The 25,804-nt window shown below is 67.7% G+C and carries 13 protein-coding genes; 9 read left to right on the forward strand and 4 right to left on the reverse strand.

Annotated features, from left to right (window positions below):
- Positions 1-70 precede the first annotated feature (70 nt).
- From ACRB8A_RS06180 to ACRB8A_RS06195, 4 genes are all read right to left on the reverse strand, one after another.
- Positions 71-1,756: a DUF885 domain-containing protein gene (locus ACRB8A_RS06180; RefSeq protein WP_432245836.1), complete on the reverse strand. Its 1,686-nt coding sequence runs from the start codon at positions 1,754-1,756 to the stop codon at positions 71-73.
- A gap of 111 nt (positions 1,757-1,867) precedes the next feature.
- Positions 1,868-2,299: a universal stress protein gene (locus ACRB8A_RS06185; protein ID WP_050687659.1), complete on the reverse strand. Its 432-nt coding sequence runs from the start codon at positions 2,297-2,299 to the stop codon at positions 1,868-1,870.
- A gap of 54 nt (positions 2,300-2,353) precedes the next feature.
- A complete protein-coding gene (locus tag ACRB8A_RS06190; RefSeq protein WP_050687657.1) occupies positions 2,354-2,590 on the reverse strand; it encodes an acyl-CoA carboxylase subunit epsilon in 237 nt (78 codons plus the stop codon).
- Positions 2,587-4,170 carry an acyl-CoA carboxylase subunit beta gene (locus ACRB8A_RS06195; RefSeq protein WP_050687655.1) on the reverse strand — a complete coding sequence of 528 codons (1,584 nt, stop codon included), beginning with the start codon at positions 4,168-4,170 and terminating at the stop codon, positions 2,587-2,589. The genes ACRB8A_RS06190 and ACRB8A_RS06195 overlap by 4 nt, the downstream gene beginning before the upstream one ends.
- Before the next feature lie 225 nt (positions 4,171-4,395).
- Between ACRB8A_RS06195 and ACRB8A_RS06200 the strand changes: the two genes are divergently transcribed.
- The 9 genes from ACRB8A_RS06200 (at position 4,396) to ACRB8A_RS06240 (ending at position 25,558) form a co-directional block, all read left to right on the forward strand.
- Positions 4,396-5,283 (forward strand): SDR family oxidoreductase, encoded by an 888-nt coding sequence (locus tag ACRB8A_RS06200; RefSeq protein ID WP_285240934.1) that lies wholly within the window; start codon positions 4,396-4,398, stop codon positions 5,281-5,283.
- Between the two features lie 105 nt (positions 5,284-5,388).
- Complete coding sequence (locus ACRB8A_RS06205) at positions 5,389-6,297, forward strand: biotin--[acetyl-CoA-carboxylase] ligase (protein WP_285240933.1); 909 nt, start codon at positions 5,389-5,391, stop codon at positions 6,295-6,297.
- Entirely contained in the window at positions 6,290-6,889 is a 600-nt protein-coding gene (locus ACRB8A_RS06210; RefSeq protein ID WP_050687649.1) for a PH domain-containing protein, read from the forward strand. Before ACRB8A_RS06205 ends, ACRB8A_RS06210 begins: the two co-directional genes overlap by 8 nt.
- Positions 6,879-7,997, forward strand: coding sequence for an adenylate/guanylate cyclase domain-containing protein (locus ACRB8A_RS06215; RefSeq protein ID WP_050687648.1), 1,119 nt, complete (start codon positions 6,879-6,881; stop codon positions 7,995-7,997). The genes ACRB8A_RS06210 and ACRB8A_RS06215 overlap by 11 nt, the downstream gene beginning before the upstream one ends.
- A 114-nt stretch (positions 7,998-8,111) precedes the next feature.
- On the forward strand, positions 8,112-14,270 hold the full coding sequence (locus ACRB8A_RS06220) for an Ig-like domain-containing protein (protein ID WP_432245837.1): 6,159 nt from the start codon (positions 8,112-8,114) through the stop codon (positions 14,268-14,270).
- Positions 14,271-14,430: 160 nt separating this feature from the next.
- Positions 14,431-20,535 carry an Ig-like domain-containing protein gene (locus ACRB8A_RS06225; RefSeq protein ID WP_432245838.1) on the forward strand — a complete coding sequence of 2,035 codons (6,105 nt, stop codon included), beginning with the start codon at positions 14,431-14,433 and terminating at the stop codon, positions 20,533-20,535.
- Positions 20,536-20,609: 74 nt separating this feature from the next.
- Positions 20,610-21,581 (forward strand): AAA family ATPase, encoded by a 972-nt coding sequence (locus ACRB8A_RS06230; protein WP_056599057.1) that lies wholly within the window; start codon positions 20,610-20,612, stop codon positions 21,579-21,581.
- A 57-nt stretch (positions 21,582-21,638) separates the two neighbouring features.
- On the forward strand, positions 21,639-22,970 hold the full coding sequence (locus ACRB8A_RS06235; RefSeq protein ID WP_285240930.1) for a DUF58 domain-containing protein: 1,332 nt from the start codon (positions 21,639-21,641) through the stop codon (positions 22,968-22,970).
- A complete protein-coding gene (locus ACRB8A_RS06240; RefSeq protein WP_432245839.1) occupies positions 22,967-25,558 on the forward strand; it encodes a transglutaminase domain-containing protein in 2,592 nt (863 codons plus the stop codon). The genes ACRB8A_RS06235 and ACRB8A_RS06240 overlap by 4 nt, the downstream gene beginning before the upstream one ends.
- The last annotated feature ends 246 nt before the right edge of the window (positions 25,559-25,804 follow it).

Here is a 25,804-nt window from a genome sequence, read left to right on the forward strand (position 1 = left end):
ACATTTCCGCAGGCCCCCAAACGCACCCAAAACCAGGAAACACCGGCCCGGAAAAAGGAAATGAAGGGGACTAGTCGAGAAGTGCCCGGCGCAGGGTGTCGAGCCCCACTGAGCCCACGTTCAGGGCCCGGGTGTGGAATTCCTTTAGGTCAAAACCGGGCCGGGTTTCAAGTTCGGCGCGGATCTGCTCCCACAGGCGCTGGCCCACCTTGTAGGAAGGGGCCTGGCCCGGCCAGCCGAGGTAGCGGGCAAACTCGAAGTTCAACTGGCCCTCGCTGATGGGCAGGTTTTCCTTCAGGAAGGCGTAGCCCTTGTCCGCAGTCCACGTGCCTGAGCCCCAGCGCGCGGGGATTTCGAGTTCCAGGTGGACGCCGATATCGAAAACTACGCGGGCGGCACGCATCCGCTGCATGTCCAGCATGCCCATGTGGTCGCCAGGGTCCGAAAGGTAGCCGAGTTCCTGCATCAGCTTCTCCGCGTACAGGGCCCAGCCTTCGCCGTGCCCGGACGTCCAGCAAACGTTGCGGCGCCACTTGTTCAGCAGTTCCCGGCGGTAGGTGGCGGTGGCAACCTGCAGGTGGTGCCCGGGCACCCCTTCGTGGAAAACGGTGGTGGTTTCGGCCCATGTGGTGAAGGTGTCCTCGCCGGCCGGAACGGACCACCACATGCGTCCAGGGCGGCTGAAGTCATCGGAGGGGCCGGTGTAGTAGATGCCGCCTTCGTCGGTCGGGGCGATGAGGCACTCGAGTTCCTTCATCACCTCCGGAATATCGAAGTGGACGCCGGCCAGATCCGCGATGGCCTTGTCCGAGAGCTCCTGCATCCACGCCTGCAGCGCGGCGGTGCCTTTGAGTTGCCGCACGGGATCGTTGTTGAGGATTTCCTTGGCTTCGGCAACGGTGGCGCCCGCTTTGATGGTGCCCGCCACCTGCTCCTGCTGGCTGATCAGGCTGTCCAGTTCGGCAACGCCCCAGGCGTACGTTTCTTCGAGGTCAACGGTGGCGCCCAGGAAGGAGCGCGAAGCGAGGGCGTACCGGGCCCTTCCCACGGCGTCTTTCTCCGGCGCAGCGGGCAGCAGTTCCGTGGTGAGGAATTCCGCAAGGCCCAGGTAGGCGCGGCCGGCGGCGGCAGCCCCGGCGTCGAGCTTTTCCTGGGTTTCCGCCGGAAGCGGACCGTCAGCGGTATACGCCCCGGCAGCCAGCTTGGCGAAAAACCCGTCCGCTGCGGCGTAACGCGAGGCCTGTTCGACGACGATCCGCACCTGCCGTGCCGCGGCAACCAGTCCGGCGTCGCGGGCCTGCCGCAGGGATTCGATGTAGCCCGCGATCGCAGCGGGAACGTTGTGGGCGCGGCCGGCGATGTGTTCCCAGTCCTGCACGGTCTCCGTGGCCATCAGGTCGAAGATGGCGCGGATATCCTGGGCGGGGGAGGCGATGTTGTTGAGGTCGGCGTACTCCCACCCCGACGCGTGGATCAGCAGCTGCAGGCCCAGCCGCTCCTGCATGGCGTCGAGGGTGACGGCGTCAACGTCGTCCACCGGTTCCAGGCCCGCCAGTTCAGCCAGCGCCTCGCGGGCGGCCGCAGCGAAAGCGGCGATGCCGGCGGGGGAGAAGTCCTGGTATTCCGTTTCATGTCCGGGCACGCCGAGGGTGGTGGCGAAGGATGGATTAAGCCGGATGAGGGTATCCGTGTACCTGTCGGCGACGGCGTCGATGCTGGTGTGCGGGCGGGCGGCAGGGGTGGTCTCTGTAGTCACCCTCCGAGACTAGCCGGATCGGCGCTGGCGAAACAGGAATCCGCGCCGGGCCTTCGCGGTCCGGTCATGGAAGGACCGTACGCCCCGCCCGGCTCCCGCGGCCGGTTAAGTTCACAACGCGGCCCGGGCGGCATGGACAACCAACACCGGGCACTCGGCGTGGGCAACGCAGGCGGAACTTACCGAGCCGAGCAGCAAGCCGCCGAAGCCACCGTGACCGCGCCTGCCGACCACCAGCATGCCGGCGTCCTTGCCCGCGGACAAAAGGACCTGTCGGGCATCACCGTTCACCAGGCGGGTGCGCAGGTTTGGTGGCGGCGGGTTACCGAACGCGGCCACCACAGCGTCGTTGAGCGTGAGCCGGGCCTTTTCCTCGAAATGGCTGATCCCCATGACGGCATGGCCCTGCGCCATCTGCGGCGCGAGCCAGCAGGCCACGGCATGGACCTCAACATCCATCGCGGCGGCCAGCCGGTGCCCATGCTGGAGGGCTGCAACCGACGCCGGCGAGCCGTCCACGCCGACAACCACTGCAGTACCCATGCTGCTGAGCCTACACACGCTGCCGGGCGCATAATAGGGCCCCGGCCCATTGATTCAGCCGCGGCTGCGGCGCCACGCGCCGGGCCCGGGAGTGGGCGCCAGCCGCAGCTGGTGCCGGCGCACCCAGGTGCGTGCAGCCGGTTCGCTGGGCCGCTCCGGTCCGGCAGCGGCCAGGGAAAGGACGACGGCGGTCAGCGCCGCCAGCTCTTCGGCGTCCGGATTGCCCTTCACCACGGAAAGCAGGGGTTCGGCGGGTGCCGGGGTGCCGTCCCCGCTGGCGCCGCCGGTCACAGCGGGATGTTCCCGTGCTTCTTGGCGGGCAGGCTGGCCCGCTTGTCCCGCAGGGCGCGCAGGCCCCGGATGATCTGCAGCCGGGTGTCCGAGGGGGCGATCACGGCGTCCACATACCCGAGCTGGGCGGCCTGGTACGGGTTGAGGAGTTCCTCCTCGTACTGCTGGATTACTTCGGCGCGGCGGGCTTCAACGTCGCCCCCGGCTTCAGCCACACCGGCCAGGTCGCGGCGGTAGAGGATGTTCACGGCGCCCTGGGCCCCCATCACGCCGATCTGCGCGGTGGGCCAGGCCAGGTTGAGGTCCGCGCCGAGCTTCTTGGAGCCCATCACGATGTACGCGCCGCCGTAGGCCTTGCGGGTGATGACGGTGAGCTTGGGGACAGTGGCTTCGGCGTAGGCGTACAGGAGCTTGGCGCCGCGGCGGATGATGCCCTGGAACTCCTGGTCCTTGCCGGGCAGGAAGCCGGGGACGTCCACCAGCGTGATGATGGGAATGTTGAAGGCGTCGCAGTGCCGGACAAAGCGGGCGGCCTTCTCGGAGGCGGCGATATCCAGGGTGCCGGCAAACTGCAGCGGCTGGTTGGCAACGATGCCCACCGTGTGGCCTTCCACCCTGCCGTAGCCGATCATGACGTTGGGGGCGTACAGGGCCTGCATCTCCAGGAAGTGCCCGTCGTCAACGATCTGCCCGACGACGGTGCGCATGTCGTAGGGCTGGTTGGCGGAGTCCGGGACCAGCGTGTCGAGGGCGAGGTCGTCGTCGTCGATTTCCAGTTCCTGCTGGTGCTCCTGGACGGGAGCTTCGGCGAGGTTGTTCGACGGCAGGAAATCAAGGAGTTCGCGGACAAACTCGACGGCGTCCGCTTCGTCCGATGCAAGGTAAGTGGAGGTGCCGGTGGTGGCGTTGTGCTGGCGGGCACCGCCGAGGGTTTCCATGTCCACGTCCTCGCCGGTGACGGTCTTGATCACGTCCGGGCCGGTGATGAACATGTGCGAGGTCTTGTCCACCATCACCACGTAGTCGGTCAGGGCCGGGGAGTAGGCGGCGCCGCCGGCGGACGGGCCCATGATCAGCGAGATCTGCGGGACCACCCCGGAGGCGTGCACATTGTTGCGGAAGATATCGGCGAACATGGCCAGCGAGGCCACCCCTTCCTGGATGCGGGCGCCGCCGCCGTCCAGGATGCCCACCACGGGGCAGCCGTTGCGCAGCGCGAACTCCTGCACCTTGACGATCTTCTCGCCATTGACCTGGCTCAACGAACCGCCGTACACGGAGAAGTCCTGGCTGTAGACGGCCACCAGGCGGCCATCCACCGTGCCGTAGCCGGAAACCAGGCCATCGCCCAGGGGCTTCTTCTTTTCCATCCCGAACGCGGTGGAGCGGTGGACGGCCAGCGCATCAAACTCCACAAAGGAGTCCTCGTCCAGCAGCAGCCCGATGCGTTCACGGGCCGTGTTTTTGCCCCTCGCATGCTGCTTCTCGATGGCCTCGGGGCCGGAGGGCTGTTCGGCACGGGCCTGGCGGTCACGGAAATCGGCGATCTTTCCCGCTGTCGTTGTCAGATCGTGGCTCATCAAGTGTCTCCGGCTCTGTTGCAGATTGGTTCTGTGGCGCAGTGCGTTGCTGGCGGGTTCCGGCTGGTGCTGCTTAAGTAGCTTCCGCACAAAGAACGGACCCTGCAGGCAAGTCTAATGAGGGTCTGGGCGCCTGCAGCTGTAGGGAACCTACAATTTTCTGCCGTGCCTCCACCCGCAACGCCTTGTTACTCGCCGGTAACTTAGTTGGGTTACAGTGGATTCATGACTTCGAGCGACGACGCTTCCCCCGCCTTTGCCAGCCCCTACCAGGCCACCGGATCGCTGCGGGGCCGGACCATCCTGATCTCCGGTGGGAGCCGTGGGATCGGCCTGGCCATCGCGGGCCGGGCCGCCGCTGACGGCGCCAACATCGTCCTGCTGGCCAAGACCGGGGAGCCGCACCCCAAACTTGCCGGCACGGTGTTTACTGCCGCGCAGCAGCTGGCGGACGTTGGCGGCCAGGCGCTGCCTTTGGTGGGTGATGTCCGCCAGGATCAGGACGTTGCCCGGGCCGTCGCAGCCGCGGAGGAACGCTTTGGCGGGATCGACATTGTTATTAACAACGCCTCCGCAATCGACCTGTCCAGGACGGATGCGGTGGACATGAAAAAGTACGACCTGATGCAGGACATCAACGTCCGCGGCACGTTTCTGCTGTCCAAGCTCGCCCTGCCGGCCCTGCGCAGGTCCGGTGCCGGCCAGATCCTGACCCTGTCGCCGCCCCTGAACCTCGACCCCCACTGGGCCGGGAGGCACCTGGCCTACACCATGGCCAAGTACGGCATGAGCCTGACCACGCTGGGACTCGCCGAGGAGCTCAAGGCTGATGGCATCAGCGTGAACTCGTTGTGGCCATGCACCCTGATCGACACGGCAGCCATCCGGAACATGCCCCACGGCGAGGCAATGGTCCGGTCCGCCCGCGGCCCGCAGATCATGGCCGACGCCGCACATGCCCTGCTCACAGGGGCACACCTCCAGGCCGGCGTCGTGTCCAGCGGGAACTTCCATACCGACGAGGAGATCCTCGCGGCGGCGGGCGTCACGGACTTCCGGCCCTACAGCATGGGCGCTGACGAGCACAGTCTGGTCCCCGATATCTTCCTCTAGGACGCCGCCCTGATTCCCCCGGAACCTGCCGCCGGGAATCCTTTGGCCTGCCGGCCGGCAGGGAAACCGCAGGCGGCGGGCGGCGCCAGTCGGTAGGATTCAGGCATGGTTGATGCACATAATTCCGGCAGCCCCCTGAACCGGCGGGACCTGGCAGAGCCGCAGTTCCTGGCCGCCGCCGGCATTTCGAGGATCGACGTGGTGGACTCCACCGGCTCCACCAACGCCGACCTCCTCCGGGCTGCCGGCGTTGACCCCGGGAACTGGCCGGACCTCTCGGTGCTGACCGCTGAATACCAGAGCGCTGCCCGCGGCCGCCTGGACCGGCAGTGGGAAGCACCGCCGCTCAGCGCCGTTTCCGTATCGCTGGTGCTCCGGCCCGTGAACGCCTACGGCCGGCCGCTGCCCACCCAGAGCTACTCCTGGCTGTCCCTGATCGCAGCCCTGGCCCTGCGGGACATGCTGCTCGAAACGGCAGGCCTCGCCGCCGAACTGAAATGGCCCAACGACGTCCTGGTGGGCGGCCGGAAAATCGCCGGCATCCTGGCCCAGCTGGGCCCCATGACAGATGGGACAGTGCCTCCGGTGATCCTGGGTACCGGCCTGAACGTGACGCTGGGCCAGGACGAACTGCCCGTCCCTACCGCCACTTCCGTGCTGCTGGCCGGCGGCACCACCACTGACCGGACCCTGCTGCTGAAGGGCTACCTCCAGCGCTTCGCCGTGCTCTACCGCCAGTTCTGCAATGCCGACGGCGATCCCACCGCCGGGATGGGCGGCGGGGCGTCCCTGCACAAACGGGTCGAGGCCAACATGGCCACCCTCGGCAAGCAGGTGCGCGCCCAGCTTCCCGGCGACCACGAGATCATTGGCCACGCATCCCGGCTGGACGAGTACGGGTCCCTGCTGGTGGTGGACCGGGACTCCCGGGAGCATGTGGTCACCGCCGGGGACGTGGTGCACCTGCGGCCCTGGCCCGCAGGGGACGGCTCCGGCACCGGCGGTTATGCGTAAGGAACTGCACCCGGGCGAGCAGGTCATTGTCTCCACCCGCCCGCAGCCGCGGAAACTCACCGGGGCCGCGGTGGCCTTCATCCTTGCGCCCGCCGTGGCCGCCTTCTGCGCCGCCTGGGTGGTCCGGGGCGGCGCCCGGCAGGCTGTGCCCGAACTGGACAGCCAATGGACGCCATGGCTGGTGGGCGCCTGCGTCCTGGCCGCGGCCTGGGTCTGGCTGGGCTACTGCCTGCCCCGGCTGCTCCGCTGGAAGCACACCCGCTACACCCTCACCAGCACCAGGATGGTGGCGCGGCACGGCCTGCTGAAACGGCACGACCAGCAGGTCAACCTGGCCAACGTCCGCAACGTGCGTGTCCACGAAACGCTGCTGCAACGACTCCTGCGCTCCGGGAATATATCCTTGGAAACCGGACAGCAAAGCGTGGCGACGTTCCAGGACGTCCCCGAGGTTGCCCGGTTCCGGGACTTCATCCTCGACGCGATCGGTGAACTCCCGGAAGACACTGGTCCCTGGCCGGGCGAAACAGTGGGCCATCCGGCCGGAGCAATGCCCTGGGACATGAGAGAAGGTGGACGCGATGAACGATGAGGACGAACAGGTTCCTGCCGTCGCACCCGCCGCAGCAGCCGACCCGCACCCTCCCACGGGCACCATGTCCGCGGAGCGCCTGGCCGTGAAAGCCCTGGAGGCCCGCCTGCTGGGCGGCGAACGCAAGCTCCGCCGTCGTGAGGTGGCCTCCGGCGCGGGACTGTCCCTGCTGTCCGCACGGAAACTCTGGCGCGCCCTCGGCTTCCCCAACTTCGGCGATGATGATGTCGCGTTCACCGAACGCGACCAGGCCGCGCTCTCCACCGTGGTGGACCTGGTGCGCTCCGGCATGCTCACCGAGGAAGCGGCGATTTCCGTCACCCGCGCCATCGGCCAGATGACCGACCGGATGGTGGTGTGGCAGATCGAGGCGCTGGTCGAGGACATGGTCCACGAACAGGGTGTCACCGATGCCGTGGCCCGCAAGCGCCTGGTCAACGAGCTTCCGGACATGGTCGACGCCCTCGAAGAGGTGCTGGTCTACTCCTGGCGCCGCCAGCTCAACGCCGGTGTGCAGCGCCTGGCCGTCCGCGCCGAAGCGGGGCTGCAGGCCAGCGAGGAAGGCCGCGAAGGCGATGAGGACGACGCGCCCCTGCCGCTGGCCCGCGCCGTGGGCTTTGCCGACCTGGTGTCCTACACCAGCCTGTCGCGCCGGATGAACGAGAAGACCCTGGCCCGCCTGGTGCAGCGGTTCGAAAACAAATGCGCCGAAATCATCTCCGTGGGCGGCGGCCGGCTGGTCAAGACCGTGGGCGACGAAGTCCTGTACATCGCCGAAACCCCGGCCGCGGGCGCGGAAATCTCGCTGGCCCTGGCCCAGGCCCTGACGGAGGACGAAATCCTGCCCGAAGCGCGGGTGGCCATGGTGTGGGGCCGGATTCTGTCCAGGCTCGGCGACATCTACGGCCCCACCGTCAACCTCGCTGCCCGGCTCACCACCCTGGCTGAACCGGGAACCGTCCTGGTGGATTCCATGACAGCCTCGGCGCTGGAAAACGACGAGCGCTTTGTGATGATGGCGCAGCCGCCGGAAAACGTCCGCGGCTTCGGTGAGATCCGCCCCGTCCGGCTCACGCGCGGACTGGGCAAGGGCCTGATCCTGGACTGATTTCCGCTCCACGCGGTTTATCCACTTGTTGGCTTTACGCGGTATATTTGTTGCGCCCCCGCGTCGTTATGCCCGAATCCGGCAAGGCGGGGACCAACCGGGGGGAACCTTTTTATGAGCCGCAGCGGACAACCACGCGCGCGCCGCACACCAGCCGCCGCCTTTAACCGTTTCCGCCGGTCCGCCGCCCTTCGCGGTACCGTCTTCGGCCTCGCCCTGGTGGCCCTTGTTGTTGGCGCCGTGGTGTATCCGGGGTTTAAGACCACTGAGGTGGAGTTGAACGACGGCGGTGTGTGGGTGGTGTCGAAGGCGAAGAACGCCGTGGGCCGGTTGAATTACCCGTCCCGGGTGCTCGACGGTGCGGTGACGCCGGCGTCGACGGCTTTTGACATCCTGCAGGACGCCGGCGAGGTGTTTGTTGATGACGAGTCGGGTTCAACGCTGAACCAGGTGTCCGCCGCCAACATGCGCCTGGGCGGGGACAAGCAGCTGCCGGGTGCTGCTGCGGTCAGTTTCGGGTCCGCCGTTTTGGCGGTGACGGATGCCGCTTCGGGGAAGGTGTGGGCGGTCTCGCCGTCCACCGTTAACGGCTTTGATGAAGAAGCGACGGAGCCGGTGCTGGTGGGCGCCGAGGGCATGGTTTCCGCCGTGGGTGCCGATGACCGGATTTATTCGGCGGACCCGGAGTCCGGCGTGGTGACGGTGACCGGTGTTGATGCCAATGGAGAGGTGCTCTCGTCGGAGTCCGAGACGTGGGATGCGTTGAAGGGTGCGGGGGACCTCCAGCTGACGGTGGTGGGGGACCAGCCCGTTGTTCTGGATGCTGCTGCCGGGAGGTTGTTCCTGCCCGGTGGCAGGCAGCTGGACCTGGCGGATGCGCGGGACGCGAAGCTGCAGGCGTCCGGTCCGGCGAGTGACTTTGTGGCGGTTGCCACGCAGAAGGCGTTGCTGAAGCAGCCCCTGGATGGTGGTACGGCGAAGACGGTGGGTTTTGACGGTGAAGGTGTGCCGGCGGCTCCGGTCCAGTTGGCCGGCTGTGTGCATGCTGCGTGGTCGGGGGCGAACAAATACGTCCGGGACTGCGTGAATGATGCTGATGATAAAAACGTGGCCGTGCCGAAGGCGAGTGCGTCGCCGTCGTATGTTTTCCGGGTGAACCGGGACCTGGTGGTCCTCAATGACGTGAATTCGGGCAATGTGTGGCTGGTGAACCAAAACATGCTCCTGGTCAACAACTGGGACGACGTGATTCCGCCCAAGGAAACCTCGGACGATGCGGACAAGGATTCCGCCGACCAGGTCCAGCAGACAGTCCTGCCGGACCGGAGCAAACCCAACAGCCCGCCCGTGGCGCAGTCGGATTCGTTCGGCGTCCGCCCCGGGCGCACCACCATCCTGCCGGTCCTGGACAACGACACCGACCCCGACGGCGACATCCTCACCGTCCGCCCGCCCGGCGAAATCAGGTCCGGCGACCTGTCCACCATCTACGGCGACACCGGTTTCCAGGTGTCCGTCCCCGCTGACAGGACCGGCAGCGACTCCTTCCAGTACACGGTGGACGACGGCCGCGGGCTCTCCGCCACGGCCGACATGGCGCTCCGGATCGTTCCGGTGACCGAAAACGCGGCACCCGCGCAGAAACCCAACCGGGACACCACCCTGGTGGTGCAGCAGGGCAAATCGGTGACCCGGAACATCCTGCCCGACTGGTTGGATCCCGACGGCGACGACCTCTTCGCGGTGACCGCTGCCAGCCCGGATGCCCTGGACCAGGTCCGCATCCGGCCGGACGGGCAGCTCACCTTCCAGGATTCCGGCACGGCCCCGGGCCGGAAAGTCCTTACCGTGGAGATTTCCGACGGCCGGACCAGCACCGAAGGGCGGATCACCGTGGACGTCCGCGCTCCCGGTTCGCTGCCGCCCATCGCGAATGCCGACCACGTCATCGCCGTGGCGGGCACCGAAACCGTCATCGCCCCGCTGAAGAACGACCTCGACCCGCAGGGCGGCACGCTGCGCCTGGCGCAGGCCACCCCGGATGAACAATCGCGGGTGTCCATCGGCGCCGACCAGCAGACCTTCACCTTCACCTCGGACGCCCTGGGATCCCACTACGTGGAGTACCTGGTCACCAACGGCCCCGCCAGCGCCCAGCAACTGGTGCGTGTGGACGTTGTGCCCGGAAACACCGCAGGCGCCCCCGTGGCCGTGCGGGACATTGCGTTGCTCCCCACGGGCGGCAACGTCCTGGTGGACGTCCTGGGCAATGATTCCGATCCCTCCGGTGGTGTGCTGGTGGTGCAGTCCGTGACCGCCGATTCCGCGCTGCCCGTGAGTGTGTCCGTCCTGGACCACTCGGTGGTCCGCATTACCGACATCCGGGCGGAAGGCCAGCTGAGCCTCAAATACACCATCTCCAACGGCCGGGCCTCAGCCGTGGGCGAGATCGCCGTTGTGGTGGTGCCCGCCCCCACCAAACTGCAGGCACCGCAGGCCAAACCCGATGAAGCGGTGGTCCGCGCAGGTGACGTGGTGACCATCCCGGTCCTGGCCAATGACACCGAACCGAACGGCGGCGCGCTGACCCTGGTGCCCGAACTGGCGCAGGTACCCGACGCGGCGGACGGCCGGATGTTTGTGGCAGGCGACCAGCTCCGCTTCATTGCCGGCCCCGAGCCCAAAACGGTCTACGCCATCTATAAGGTCCGCAACGCCACCGGCCAGGAGGACTCGCAGCAGGTCACCATCCGCATCCTGGCGCGCGATGACGAACGCAACACCCGGCCCGAACCCAAAAACCTCACGGGACGCGTGGTGACCGGCATGACCGTTAAGATCCCCGTGCCGTTGGACGGCATCGATGCCGACGGCGACTCGGTCCAGCTGATCGGCATTGACAAGGCCGCCGGCATGGGCACGGCCGTGGTCCGCGACGGCTACCTGGAATATACGGCCGCAGGCGACGGCGCCGGCACGGACACCTTCACCTACCGGGTCCGGGACCGCATCGGTGCCGAGAACACGGGGACCGTGATTGTGGGCATCGCCCCGCCGGAGGCCATCAACCAGAAGCCGATCGCCGTGGATGACGCCGTGGACGTCAGGCCCGGCCGGAACGTCGCCGTGGATGCCCTGGCCAACGACTCCGACCCCGACGGCGACCCCATCTCCCTGCTCAGCAACGGTTTCGAAGCCGCGCCCGGGCTCAAAGTGGAAGTGGTGGACGGCGCCAAAGTCCTCTTTACCGCACCGGATGCCGCCGGCAACGAAAGCATCCGCTACCAGATCCAGGACGATAAAAAAGCCCAGGCCGGCGCCGTGATCCGGATCCGGATCAGCCCGGACGCAGAACTCAAGCGTCCCATCGCCAAAGACGACCGGGTCACCCTGGCCGAAACACTGGGGAAAACCGCGGTGGACGTCCCGGTGCTCAAAAACGACTCGGACCCGGACGGGGTGGCCTCGGAACTGGACATCACCCTGCCGGACGGCAACCCCAACGCCAGGGCCACAGGCACCGGCACCGTCCTGGTGGACCTGGCCCCTGAAGACCAGCTCATCCCCTACACCGTCACCGACGCCGACGGCCTCAGCGCCACCGCCGTGATCTGGGTTCCCGGCCAAGGCGCGCAGTACCCGACACTCTCAAACACCGACCCCGTGGAAGTCATGGCGGGCAAGGACGTCACCCTGAACCTGGCCGACTACGTCCGCGTCCGGGACGGCAGGAAGCCGCGGATCACCGTGGCGGAAGCGGTCACGGTGCTGGGCGGTTCCCCCGACGGCGTGATTGTGGGCGAGGGCGACGCCCTGCGTTACGCCGCCCGCGCCGGGTACGCAGGTCCCGGCTCCATCACCTTCGAGGTCACCGACGGCGACGGGCCCGATGACCCCGCAGGCCTCAAATCCACGCTGGTGATCATGACCCGCGTGATCCCGGATCCCGAGGAAGCCAACACCCCGCCCACGTTCCGAGGCGCTTCGGTGGACGTTCCCAAAACCGAGACCGGAACCATTGATTTGGCCCCGCTGGCAGCGGACGTGGACGAACGCGACCAGGGCAACCTGGTGTATGCCCTAGAGGGCACACCGCCCCCCGGCTTCCAGGCCAAGCTGGACGGCACCGTGCTGACCGTCAGCGCGGGCAACGACGTGGGCGTCGGCGTGGCCGGAAACCTCCAGGCCACCGTGACGGACGGCAGGTCGGCCCCGGTGTCGGCCACCATCCAGGTGCGCCACGTGGCCTCAAACCGGCCCATGCCGGTGGCCAACGACGATGTAGTCGAGAAAGCCAACGCCGGCCGGAGCGAAACCGTCAATGTCCTGGGCAACGACTTCAACCCGTTCAGCGATACCCCGCTTCGTATTGTGGGGGCTACCGTGGAGACGGGCTCGGCACAGGGCCAGCCTGCAGCCAACGGCGACTCCATCACCGTGACCCCGGCCGACGGGTTCAAGGGTGTGCTGGTGGTCCGCTACACGGTGGCCGACAAAACCAACGAACTCTCCCGGCAGGTCGATGGCCGGGTCCGGATCACCGTCCGCGACGCCCCCGACGCCCCCTCCGCGCCCACCGCGACCGACGTCCGGAGCCGGACCGCGGTGCTCAAGTGGGCGCCGCCGTCGGACAACGGCGCAGCCATCACCAAGTACACCGTGACATCCACGAACGGCTTCTCGCAGGAGTGCCCCACCACCACCTGCACCCTCAGCGGGCTGACCAACGACGTGAAGTACGTTTTTACGGTCACGGCGACCAACGAGGTGGGGGACTCCGCAGCCTCCGCGCCGTCCAACGAAATCCGGCCCGATGAGAAACCCTCGCCGCCCGAGGCGCCCACGGTCAAAGCCGGGGACAAGGACATGGCCATCTCCTGGCCCGCAGCCAGGACTGAAGGCTCGGCAGTGGCGTCCTACACTTTGGAAATCTCGCCGCCGCCGGCCTCCGGTGTGGCGGTCAAGACCGGGGTCACCGGCTTGAACTACACCTGGCCAGGGCTCACCAACGGGGTCAAGTACAAGGTCCGGGCGCAGGCCGTCAACGAACTGGGCCCCTCGGACTGGGGAACCTACTCCGCTGAAGACAACCCCGCAGGTGTCCCCGCGGCGCCCGCGGCGCCGACCACGGCAGTGGCCGCGTCCGTGGGCAGCAGCAACCAGCTGCAGGTGACCTGGGACCAGCCCAACACCAACGGCGACCCGATCAGGAACTACTACGTCACCATGACCGGCGGCGGCGGGGCAGCCAAGACCCAGACCGTTTCCGGGTCCGTGCGGTCCGCCGTTTTCGAAGCCAACAACTCCGAGACCGCGTACACGTTCACCGTCCAGGCGGACAACAAAGCCGGCAAGGGCCCGGCCAGCAACCCGTCCGCGCCGCGGCGCGCCACCGGAAAACCCGGGCAGGTCACAGGCGTGGCAGCGGTGCCCGCCGACACAGGCGGCGCGGGCCGGAAGCTCACCGTCACCTTCAACAACCTCACCGCCGCCCAGCGCAACGGGTCCGCGCCCGGCGAAATCAGCTACCAGTACCGGGCGGGCGGCCGGTCCGGACCCATCCGGAGCGGCGACGTGATTGGCGGCTTCCCCAACGGCCAGGCCGTCAGCGTGACCGTCACCGCGGTCTCCAGCGTCGCGCCCAGTTCGGACGCGAGCGCACCTGCCACGGCCACTCCCTTCGGCTCACCCGGAACCCCTTCCGCCGCCGGTACCAACGGGGCCGTCAACGACCAAAGCGTCAAGCTGTCGTGGGGCTCCCCGTCCACGGGGAGCAATGACGTTGCCACCACCCGGATCCGGATCAACGGCGGCGCCTGGGAAAACGTCGCAGCGTCGGGCACCCGCACCATTAATACCGGCGGCTGGGAGCAGAGCCGGACCATCGACGTGCAGACCATCAACTCCGTGGGCACCGGCAGCGGTGTGGTCTCCGCCTCCGCCATATCCGGTAAGCAGGGGCTATGGGAAACCACCATGTCCACCGCCGTGGTCCGTTCCTGCAGCTACACCCTGGGCGGTTCCAACTACCGGCCCAGGCCTTATACGGACTGCGACGGCCAGGGCGGCGACACCCCGCCCTGGATGGCAACCGCCACCCAGGGCAAACTGGTGGTCAAGTGCTACATCGATCAGGACGATAACTGGTCCGGCAACGGAGTGGTCCGCTGGTGGCGGCTCGAGCCGGGTTCATACCGCAACGTGGGCCGCTACATCATCGCCGGCCACACCAACCTGCCGGACCCGGCGGGGCTGGGTGCGCAGCCATGCTGAGCCACGCCACGGACGTTGTCGCAGGTCAGTGGCGGGGGGACCTCTGCCCATCGCAGGGGCCCGGCACGTTCGGTAGGCTGGCCCGGGATACGGGGCCCGCTCGGGGCCCTTGGGCGTGCCGCTTTTGGGGCGGCTGCACGATCGAGGGAACGATACCGCTTTGACATCACTGCTGGGGAAACTTGGGCTGAAAAGGCGCCACAAAAAAATCGCCGCAGGCACCGCGTTTGGTGCTGCAGTGGCTGTTGTGGTGACAGGTGCCATCCTCTATCCCGGGTTCAAAACCACTGAGGTGGAGTTGAACGACGGCGGTGTGTGGGTGGTGTCGAAGGCGAAGAACGCCGTGGGCCGGTTGAATTACCCGTCCCGGGTGCTGGACGGTGCGGTGACGCCGGCGTCCACAACGTTCGATGTCCTCCAACACGCAGGCGACGTGTTTGTTGATGACGAGGCAGGCTCCACGCTGAACCAGGTCTCGCCGGCGAACATGCGCCTGGGCGGGGACAAACAGCTCCCCGGTGCTGCGGAGGTGAGTTTTGGTACCGCGGTGATCTCGGTGACCGATCCGGCCTCCGGAAAGGTCTGGGCCGTCTCGCCGTCCACGGTCAATGGTTTTGACGAGGAATCCGTTGAGCCCGTCTTGGTGGGCGCCGAGGGCATGGTTTCCGCCGTGGGTGCCGATGACCGGATTTATTCGGTGGACCCGGAGTCTGGCGTGGTGACGGTGACCGGTGTTGATGCCAATGGAGTGGTGCTCTCGTCGGAGTCCGAGACGTGGGATGCGTTGAAGGGTGCGGGGGATCTTCAGCTGACGGTGGTGGGGGACCAGCCCGTTGTTCTGGATGCTGCTGCCGGGAGGTTGTTCCTGCCCGGTGGCAGGCAGTTGGACCTGGCGGATGCGCGGGACGCGAAGCTGCAGGCGTCCGGTCCGGCGAGTGATTTTGTGGCGGTTGCCACGCAGAAGGCGTTGCTGAAGCAGCCCCTGGATGGTGGTACGGCGAAGACGGTGGGTTTTGACGGTGAGGGGGTGCCGGCGGCTCCGGTCCAGTTGGACGGGTGTGTGCATGCTGCGTGGTCGGGGGCGAACAAATACGTCCGGGACTGCGTGAATGATGCTGATGATAAAAACGTGGCCGTGCCGAAGGCGAGTGCGTCGCCGTCGTATGTTTTCCGGGTGAACCGGGACCTGGTGGTCCTCAATGACGTGAATTCGGGCAATGTGTGGCTGGTGAACCAGAACATGCTCCTGGTCAACAACTGGGACGACGTGGTCCCGCCCAAAAACGAATCCGACGAACAGGACCAGGAGTCCGCGGACAACAACACCATCAACGTCCTGCCGGACCGCACCAAACCCAACCGGCCGCCGGAGACCAAACCGGACACCATCGGCGTCCGCCCCGGCAGGACCACCATCCTCAGCGTTCTGGACAATGATTCGGATCCCGACGGCGACGTCCTCACCGCCGCCCTGGCCGGCTCGGGACCGCAGGCCGGCACCCTCGACAGCATTTACGGCGGTACCGCCTTCCAGGTCGCCGTCCCGGCCGACGCCAAACCGGGCACCGAAACGTTCGGCTACAACGCCTCGGACGGGCGCGGACTTTCGGCAGGCGGGCAGGTCAGCCTCACCGTGGTGGGGCCCAACGACAACAAGCCGCCGCAGTTTAAACGCGGCGAAGACACCACCATCCTGGTGGAGCAGGGCAAGACCGTCAGCCAGAACATCCTCACCGACTGGATCGACCCCGACGGCGACGACCTGGTCCTCCTCGACGCCAAGGCGGACAACGACCAGGACCAGGTGAAGGTCCGCCGCGACGGCCTGCTGACGTTCCAGGACTCCGGCGCCACCGCAGGAAAAAAGAGCGTGGAAGTCAGTATCTGGGACGGCCGCGACACCGTCACCGGCAAGGTGGTGGTCAACGTCCAGCCGCCGGGTGCCCTGGCCCCGGTGGTCAACGCCGACCACGTCACGGCCGTGGTGGGCCAGGACCTGGTAATCGCCCCGCTGAAAAACGACGTGGACCCCAACGGCGGCGCCCTGCGGCTGGCCCAGGTGGAAGCCAACGGGCCGGCCGAGCTGGGCCCGGTCACGGACGGCGGTACCTTCGTCTTCCGCAGCACCACCCCTGGGCCCGTCTACCTGACCTACATCGCCAGCAACGGCCCGCAAAGCAGCCAGGGCCTGGTCCGCGTGGATGTGGAATCCGGCAACGACCCCGGCAACCCGGTCGCCGTGCACGACGTTGCCCTGATGCCCACCGGCGGCAACGTCCTGCTGGACCCGCTGGCCAACGACTCCGACCCCTCCGGCGGCGTCCTGGTGCTGCAATCCGTCAAACTGCCGGACAACGCGCCCGTCTCCGTCTCCGTGATCGACCACAGCGTGCTGCGCATCACCGACATCCGGGGGACCAAGGACCCGCTCCTGTTCGAATACACCATGTCCAACGGCACCAAATCCGCCACCGGCAGCGTCTCGGTGGTGCCCGTGCCGGCCCCGGCCGTGGTGGAAGCGCCGCAGCCCAAACCGGATGAGGTGAACGTCCGCGTCAACGACGTGGTGACCATCCCCGTGCTGGACAACGACACCCACCCGCAGGGACAGGAACTGACCGTTGACCCCGTCCTGCCGCAGGCAGTTGACGCGGCGGACGGCAAGGGTTTCGTCTCGGAAAACACGCTCCGGTTCATCGCGGGCAGCCAACCGAAGACCGTCCGCGCCATCTACAACGCCGTGGACCCGCAGGGCCAAAAGAGCGCTGCCGCGGTCACCATCCACATCCTGCCGCTGGAAGGCGCCGAAAACTCCCGGCCGCAGCCGCTGAACCTGACCGCCCGCGTGGTGGCCGCCGGAACCGTCAGGATCCCCGTCCCGCTGGACGGCATCGACCCCGACGGCGACTCCGTCCAGCTGACCGGGATCGACAGCACGCCGGCCATGGGCACCGCCACCGTGGGCAGCAACTTCATCGACTTCACGGCCGCCGGCGACGGCGCCGGCACTGACACGTTCCGCTACAAAGTGGTGGACCGCCAGGGTGCCGTCAATACCGGAACCGTGACAGTTGGCATCGCTCCGCGCGGCGAAGTGAACCAGAAGCCCACCCCCGTGGACGACGAGGTCCGCGTTCGCCCGGGGCGGCAGATCGCCGTCGATGCCGTCAGGAACGACACCGACCCGGACGGCGACATTGTCCGGATCCGGACCGATGGCATCGAGGCCGATCCCGCATTCCAGGCCACCGTCAGCAAAACCAGCGGCCGCGTGATCCTCCTGGCCCCGGAGGAGGCCGGCACCGTCAACGTCCGCTACACCGTCTCCGATGACCGGGACGCCACCGCCCAGGCCACCATCCGCGTGGTGGTGGACAACGACGTCCCGCTCAAGGCCCCGATTGCGCGCGATGACCGGGTGACCTCCGCCCAGACCATGGGCCGCACCGCGGTGGACGTTCCGGTCCTGAAAAATGACGAGGACCCGGACGGGGTAGGCGAAAACCTGGTGGTCGCCACCGAAGCCCCCACCGCCCGGCCCGGCGCCGACGGCAACGTGATTGTTGAACTCACCGAAGCGCCGCAGCTCATTCCCTACACCGTTGAAGACGTGGACGGCCAGCAGTCGACGGCGGTCATCTGGGTTCCGGGCCTCGGCCAACAGGTGCCCACCCTGGCCAAGGACGACGTGGTGGAGGTCATCGCCGGCCAGTCCGCCACGGTGGACCTCACCGAATGGGTCAAAGTCCGCGACGGCCGGTCACCCCGGCTGACGCAGGCTGACCGGATCAAGTTCATCGGGGCCGACGGCGCCGACCCCACCGCCGGCAGCGCCACGTCCCTGAAGTACACCGCCGGAATCGACTACGTGGGCCCGGGCTCCATGACCTTTGAAGTTACCGACGGCAGCGGACCCGATGACCCCGATGGGCTCAAGTCCACCCTCAGCATCCGGACCAGGGTGCTGCCGGACCCCAACCGGAACAACCCGCCCGAACTCCTGGGCTCGGCCCTTGACGTTCCCATGGGGGATTCCGCCAGCCTGGACCTGCGCAGCCTGACCTCCGACCCGGATGGCGATGACGCGGACAACATGAGCTACGAGATCCAGGGCGGCGCGCCCGCAGGGTTCAGCGCGTCCCTGGACGGCAGCGTCCTGAAGGCGTCGGCGGGATCCAGCGCCACCGGAACCACCGCGGCCGTCCAGGTCAAAGCCAAGGACCCGCGCGGCCTCGAAGCCACCGCCACCTACCAACTGGCCGTCACCGCCTCCAACCGGCCCAAGCCGGTGGCCAACGACGACCTGGAACCCAACGCAGCAGCGGGCAAGCCCGTCACCGTCAACGTCCTGGCCAACGACTCCAACCCCTTCCCCGAGACGGCCCTGAAGATCACGGCCGCCGGCGCGGAGACCGGCAGCGGCAATGTGGATGTCGACGGCGGCTCCGTGGTGGTGACCCCCGCCCCGGGCTTCACCGGAACCATGGTGGTCAGCTACACCGTGGCGGACAAAACCAACGACCCGTCGCGCCAGGCCACCGCCCGGATCCGGCTTACCGTCAAGGACAAGCCGTTGGCCCCGGCCACGCCCCAGGCGCAAAGCGTGGGGGACCGGACAGCGCTGCTGGCCTGGACGGCCCCGGCCGACCGCGGCGCCGCCATCACCAAGTACACCGTGTACGGCGCCGGCGGTTTCCGCCAGGATTGCCCGGCCAACACATGCACCCTGAACGGGCTGACCAACAACACCAAGTACAACTTCGAGGTCACCGCCACCAACGAGTTCGGCGAGTCGGACCGGTCGCCGGCCTCCGCGGAGGTACGCCCGGACGTCAAGCCGGACACCCCGCTGGCGCCGTCGCTCAAGTTCGGCGACAAGCAGCTCTCCGTCGCCTGGGCGGCGCCCGCCAGCAAGGGCTCACCGGTGAAGTCCTACGACCTGGAGATCTCGCCTGCGCCGCCGGGACAAAACGCGCAGATCCAGAACCTCACCGCCGTGAGCTACGTCTGGAAGGGCCTCAAGAACGGCGTCTCCTACAAGGTGCGGGTCCTGGCCCGCAACGACGCCAAGGACCCCTCGGAATGGAGCCCCTACTCCGCTGCGGAAGTCCCGGCCGGACCGCCGGCCGTGCCTGCCGCGCCCACCGCGGCCCAGGCAGGGTCCGTGGGGGCGCAGAGCCAGCTGAAGGTGGCGTGGGCGGCGCCGAACAACAACGGTGACGCCGTCTCCAGCTACACCCTTACTACTTTCCGCGGCGGTGCCGCCGTGTCCAGCCAGAAGGTCACCGGCACCTCGCAGAACGTCACGGTGGACAACTCGGAAAGCAACTACACCTTCACGGTCACGGCCACCAACAAGGCCGGTACCAGCGATCCCAGTGCACAGTCCGCGGCCATCCGGGCAGCAGGAAAACCGGGCCAGGTCAGCGGCGGATCGGTTAGGGAAAACGGCACCAGCGGGCAGCTCCAGGTGACTTTCGAGCCGCTCACGCAGGCACAGCGCAACGGCTCCACCCAAGGTGAGATCAGCTACAGCTACAACGCCGACGGCCGGAGCGGTCCCATCCCGGCCGGCGGCGCCACCATCACTGGCATGACCGACGGCCGGGACATCACCGTCACCATCATCGCCACGTCCACCAAAAACAACATCTCCGGGGACGCCAAGCCGGTGGGCGCCGCCAACCCCTACGGCCCGCCCAATGCCCCCAACGTCAACGGCGGCACGTCCGCCAAGGGCGACGGCGACGTGCACTGGACCTGGAACAACCCGGCCACCAACGGACGCGCGCTCAGCCACTACGAGGTCAATTACGAAGGCGGCGGCTGGACCAACGTGGGCAAAACCAACAAGTTTGACCGCTCCGCCGGCGGCTGGAACCAGAGCCGCACCCTCCAGGTCCGGGCCGTCACCGTGGTGCCCGGGGCGCCGGGACAGGCAAACGCAAAGTCTGGAGACAACCCCACCCCGCCGCCGCCCACGTCCTGGAGCATCACCGCCACCCCGACCCGCAGCTGCACCGAACCGAGGAAGGGGACCGACAGCTTCGTGGCCGGCAACCCGTCCCAGTGCAACGGGGCAGGCAAATGGCTGGACGCAGGCGCGTCAGCGGATACGGACAGGTACCAGGTCTGGTACAAGACCTCCAACAACCCGTCCGGCATCTGGTACCACCTCACCAGCGGCATGGCCGCCGGGAACTGGATCCGCTGCGACACCTCCAGCCGCGGCTGCAACCCGCCCAATGGCATGCCGAACGGATAGCCAGCACCACCGCATTGCACCCAGGGACCGGCCCACCGGCTCCCACCGACGAACCCAGACAAAAGGAACCCATCATGACCATGACCACCGAACAGGCCGAATGGTTTGCCGACACGTTTGAAAAGCTCGTTACCAACGTTGGCCAGGCCGTCCTGGGCAAGGAACACGTCATCCGGCTGACCTTTACCGCCATGCTGGCTGAAGGCCACGTCCTGTTCGAGGACGCCCCCGGGACCGGCAAGACCTCCCTGGCCCGGGCCCTGGCGGCCACGGTCCAGGGTTCCAACAACCGGATCCAGTTCACGCCCGACTTGCTGCCCTCCGACGTCACCGGCGTGACCATCTACGACCAGAAGACGCAGAAGTTCGAGTTCCACAAGGGCCCGATCTTCAACAACATCGTCCTGGCCGACGAAATCAACCGTGCATCCCCGAAAACCCAGTCGGCGTTGCTCGAGGTAATGGAAGAGTCCAGGGTCACCGTGGACGGCATTACCCACTCCGCAGGCCGGCCGTTTATGGTTATGGCCACCCAGAACCCGATCGAGCAGGCAGGCACCTACCGGCTGCCCGAGGCCCAACTGGACCGGTTCCTGATCAAAACCTCCATCGGCTACCCGGACCACGCCTCCACCGTCCGGCTGCTGGGTGGGGCCAACCTCAAGGACCGCTCGCAGGACCTGTCCGCCGTGATCACCACCTCCGCCGTGGCCGACATGGCGGACCTCGCCGCCACGGTCCACGTGGACACCGCAGTACTGGAGTACATCTCCCGGCTCTGCGAGGAAACCCGCTCCGCGCCCGAAACCCGGCTGGGTGTGTCCGTCCGCGGTGCCCTGGCCATGGTCCGCGCCGCGAAGGTCTGGGCCGCCGCGCAGGGCCGGAACTTTGTGCTGCCTGACGACATCAAGGAACTGGCCGCCGTTGTGTGGACCCACCGGTTTGTGATGGACGCCGAAGCTGAATTCTCCGGCGCCACTCCGGAAGCCGTACTGACGCGCATCCTGGCCGACGTCGCCGCCCCGCAGCAGCGCACCCACGCCTGACCCGCCGTCGTACCCCCGGCACCATTTTCAACCAGCGCACCAAACGAAGGCACACATATGTCCAGCGGTACCCCGGTGACCAGGCTCGCGGAGCGCCTGAAGCGGCCCTTCCTGCGGAACGGCCGCCCCACCGCCCTGCATCCTTCCGCCGTCTGGGCGGAAGCCACCAACACCGCAGGGCTGGTCCTTGCCCCGGCCTGGCGCACCGTCCGGCAACTGTGGCTGAAGTACCCCTGGCCGGTGCTGTCCGTGGTGAGCGTTCTGGGGTGGTCCGTGCTGGCCGCCGCGGTGCTCCTTTGGTGGACCGGGCAGGCGTTCGGCTGGCAGGAAGCCAAAGCAGCAGCCATCGCCGCGTTTGTCCTCTTTGTGGTGGCCGTGGCCTTCATCCTGGGCCGCTCCTCCTATGGTGTTGTGCTGGACCTGGCCCGCACCCGGGTAGCCGTGGGCGACAGCGCCGTGGGCAGCATCGCCGTGTCCAACACGTCCGCCCGCCCGCTCCTGCCGGCGGCACTGGAACTGCCCGTCGGCAGCGCGACGGCCGTGTTCCATCTGCCCCGCATGAAGCCGCAGCAGGTCCACGAGGACCTCTTCACCATTCCCACCGCCAGACGCGCCGTGATTGTGGTGGGCCCGGTCCGGTCCGTCCGGGCCGATCCGCTGCACCTGCTGCGCCGCCAGGTCCTGTGGACCGCGCCGGAGGACCTCTTTGTCCATCCGCGGACCGTGGCCCTGGCAGGCTCCGCCGCAGGGTTCATCCGCGACCTGGAGGGCATGCCCACCACCGACCTTTCCAGCGCAGACGTTTCCTTCCACGCCCTGCGGGACTACGTGCCGGGGGATGACCGCCGGCACATCCACTGGAAGACCACGGCCCGGACCAACAAGCTGATGGTCCGCCAGTTCGAGGAGACCCGCCGGGCGCACCTGGCCATCTCGCTCTCCATCAACACCGACGAATACGCCGGCGAGGCCGAATTCGAGATGGCCATCTCGGCGGCTGCATCCATTGGCCGGCAGGCCATCCGGGAACAGCGCGAGCTCGATGTCCTGACGCAGAAGGGGCCGCTGCGCTGCGAAACCGGCCGCAACATGCTCGATGACATGACCCGGATCGTCGGGACACCGATGCGGCGCACCGCCGTCGACCTGGCCAGGACCCTGGCGGACACCGTACCCAACGCCTCGGTGGTGTTTTTTGTGGTGGGCAGCAACGTCACCGCCGGCCAGCTCCGGCAAGCGGCCGCCTCCGTGCCGCCCGGCGTCCGGAGCCTGGCCGTCAGGATCGAAGCCGGCGCCGCCCCCACCCGCGCCAATATCGCCGAACTGACGGTCCTGACCCTGGGCGACCTGTCCGACCTGGCCATCGTGTTGAGAAAGGCGGCAGCATGAGCACCGCACCGGGCCAACGCCCCCGCACCAACAGAAAAGCCGCCCGCACCATCCCGCAGGAGCGCGCCCGGAGCCGCAGGGCAACCAACGGGCCGGAATCCGGTTTCGCCACCGGCCAGCCGGCCTGGCATTTCCTGCTCGACGCCGGCGCTTTGGCCGTCCTGCTGGGACTGGGCCTGCTGGGCTTCGGCCTGAGCTTCGGCGGCGACGCCTACTACCTGGTCTCCGGTTTCGGCGGCATTGTCCTGGGCCTGGCCATCGCGGCCCTGAACGCGCACCTGCGGCTGGGGCTGCTGATCACCACGGCCCTCGCCCTGGGCGCCTACCTGGTGTTTGGTACCCTTTTCGCCGTCCCGGACTCCGCGATCGCCGGTTTTGTCCCCACCCTGGACTCGCTCCGGATCCTTCTGCCCGGAGTTGTGTTTGCCTGGAAAGACATGCTTACGGTGGGCGTGCCGGTGGGCACCGGCGGCGGCGTGCTGATCGTCCCGTTCCTCAGCTCCCTCATCACCGCGCTGGTGGCGGGCATCCTGACCTGGCGGACCCGCAGCCCGTACTTCCCGCTGCTGCCTGTCCTGGTGCTGTTTGTCACCGGGATCGCGTTCAGCACCAACGCCGCCTTCCTGACATTGGAGCGCGGCATCGGCCTCACGGTCCTGGGCATCGCCTGGGCCACGTTCCGCCGCGACGCGCTCCGGCGGAACAGCACCCGCAAGGTGGCAGTGAACAACCCGCAGACCGACGCCGGGTCCGCCCGCCGTGCGCAGCTCCGCCGGCTGGGGATGGCCGCCGGCGTCATCGCCGTCAGCGTGGGCGTCACCACTCTTGCCGCGCCGCTGGTCACCGCCAACGACGAGCGCCGGGTCCTCCGGAACGTCGTAGTCCCGCCGTTTGACCCCAAGGACTACATCACGCCCCTGGCCAGCTTCCGCACCTATGTGAAGGACAAGAAGGACGACACCCTGTTTGTGGTCAAGGGCCTGCCCCGCGACGGCCGCGTCCGGTTGGGTGCCCTGGACTCCTTTAACGGCACCAACTACACCATGGACCCCAACGGGTCCGGCAACTTCAGCAAGGTGGGGGACACCGAGTCCATCAATACCCTCGCCGATTCCGGCGGCGTGGTGCCCACCAACGACTACGCCATCAACATCAGCGTCGAGGACTACCAGGGCTTTTTTGTCCCCGGCGGCCGGAAAACCACAGGCCTGAGTTTTGACCAGAATGCCTCTGCCGCGGCATCCGGGCTCTATTTCAACGCCGGCACCGATACCGCCGTGACCACCAACCAGCTCTCCCGCGGCGATTCCTACCGGGTGCAGGTCTCGGAACCCGTGAAGCTGGAGCACGGCCAGCTGACCCAGTACGACTTTGCCCGGCTTTCGCTTCCCGACGTCCTGGAGGTCCCGCCCGTGGTGGGCTCCCAGGCCAACGACCTGTCCGCCGATGCACCCACCGCGATCGACCGGGTCCGCCAGATCGAGGCGCACTTCCAGAAGACGGGTGCGTTCAGCAACGGGCTGGTCAGCGAGGGCCAGCTGCCCAGCGTTTCGGGGCACGGCGCCGCGAGGATCCGGACCCTGCTGACCGCCAAGCAGATGCTGGGCGACGACGAGCAGTACGCAGTGGCCATGTCGCTGATGCTGCGGCACCTGGGGATCCCGTCCCGGGTGGTGATGGGCTTCTACCCGGATCCCACCAGCCCGGAAAACGGTGCCGGCGAAGTGAAGATCACCGGCAAAAACGCGCACGCCTGGGTTGAAGTGGCGTTTGAACGCGTGGGCTGGGTCAGCTTCGACCCCACCCCGCCCAAGGACAACGTCCCCATCCCGCCGGACCCGGAGAACAAGTCCAAGCCCAAGCCGCAGGTGCTGCAGCCACCGCCCCCGCCGCAGGAGCCCGCGGACCTGCCCCCGGATTCCTCCCCGGACGCGCTCGACGCGGACGAGAAAAAGGACAACCCGTGGCTGTTCTGGGGTGCGCTGCTCGGTGCGCTGGGCATCGCCGCCATCCCGATTGCCATCCTGGCACTCCCGCTGCTGCTGATCGCCCTGTTGAAATCACGACGCCGGAAGTCGCGTTTCAGGGCCGGTCACCCCGCGCAGCGGGTGGGCGGCGGATGGAGTGAGGTGATGAGCCTGGCCACCGACATGGGTGCCGCCGTCGACACCAAGTCCACGCGGCGGGAAAGCGCCGCCGTCCTGGCGGACGCGTTCCCCGCCAGCGGCAGCACCACCACCATGCTGGCCCGGCGCGCCGATGCGTCCATCTTCGGTGCGGGCGAACCCAGCGAGGAGGACGTCCGGGAGTACTGGAGCATTGTGGACGGATCGTTGAAGGAGATCACCTCAACAGTGGGTTTCTGGCGCCGGCAGCAGGCCAGGTTCTCGCCGCGCTCCCTCCTGGCCGACGCGCGGACTGCACTGGGCGGCCGGGGCCGGAAACAGCCGGCACCGGCCGGCGGGACGCCTTCAGGCGGCAAACCCGCAGGCGGCGAACCTGCAGCCCGAAACCAGCCGCCGTCACCGGACGCCCAACAGCCCGGAGCCGGCATCGAACCCCAGCCACAGGGACCGGTGGCGCAGTGACGGCTGAAGCCGAGCGGTGCCCCCGCTGCCAGCAGCTGCAGCGCACCGGCGCTGCGTTCTGCACGGCCTGCGGGGCGCCGCTGCCCAACCGGGCAGCACGCAGCACCCGTAACCAGGAGTACGGCCAGGCCGCCGGTGCTGATGTCCCGCAGGGTCCGTCCGCGGCGCATGGGCCAGGGATTCCCGGTACTATCCCGGTAGTGGAAAGGCTCCCGGCCCACGCCGGCGGCATGGCACGTCCGGGCC

Origin of the sequence: Arthrobacter sp. G.S.26 (assembly GCF_050847375.1) — a bacterium.
Lineage (GTDB): Bacteria > Actinomycetota > Actinomycetes > Actinomycetales > Micrococcaceae > Arthrobacter.

Excerpts from the sequence above, each read along its gene's own strand:
- ACRB8A_RS06210 (WP_050687649.1), top strand. The coding sequence starts at position 6,290 with ATGCGTAAGGAACTGCACCCGGGCGAGCAGGTCATTGTCTCCACCCGC.
- ACRB8A_RS06235 (WP_285240930.1), top strand. The coding sequence starts at position 21,639 with ATGTCCAGCGGTACCCCGGTGACCAGGCTCGCGGAGCGCCTGAAGCGG.
- ACRB8A_RS06205 (WP_285240933.1), top strand. The coding sequence starts at position 5,389 with ATGGTTGATGCACATAATTCCGGCAGCCCCCTGAACCGGCGGGACCTG.
- ACRB8A_RS06200 (WP_285240934.1), top strand. The coding sequence starts at position 4,396 with ATGACTTCGAGCGACGACGCTTCCCCCGCCTTTGCCAGCCCCTACCAG.
- ACRB8A_RS06215 (WP_050687648.1), top strand. The coding sequence starts at position 6,879 with ATGAACGATGAGGACGAACAGGTTCCTGCCGTCGCACCCGCCGCAGCA.
- ACRB8A_RS06220 (WP_432245837.1), top strand. The coding sequence starts at position 8,112 with ATGAGCCGCAGCGGACAACCACGCGCGCGCCGCACACCAGCCGCCGCC.
- ACRB8A_RS06185 (WP_050687659.1), bottom strand. The coding sequence starts at position 2,299 with ATGGGTACTGCAGTGGTTGTCGGCGTGGACGGCTCGCCGGCGTCGGTT.
- ACRB8A_RS06230 (WP_056599057.1), top strand. The coding sequence starts at position 20,610 with ATGACCATGACCACCGAACAGGCCGAATGGTTTGCCGACACGTTTGAA.
- ACRB8A_RS06195 (WP_050687655.1), bottom strand. The coding sequence starts at position 4,170 with ATGAGCCACGATCTGACAACGACAGCGGGAAAGATCGCCGATTTCCGT.
- ACRB8A_RS06240 (WP_432245839.1), top strand. The coding sequence starts at position 22,967 with ATGAGCACCGCACCGGGCCAACGCCCCCGCACCAACAGAAAAGCCGCC.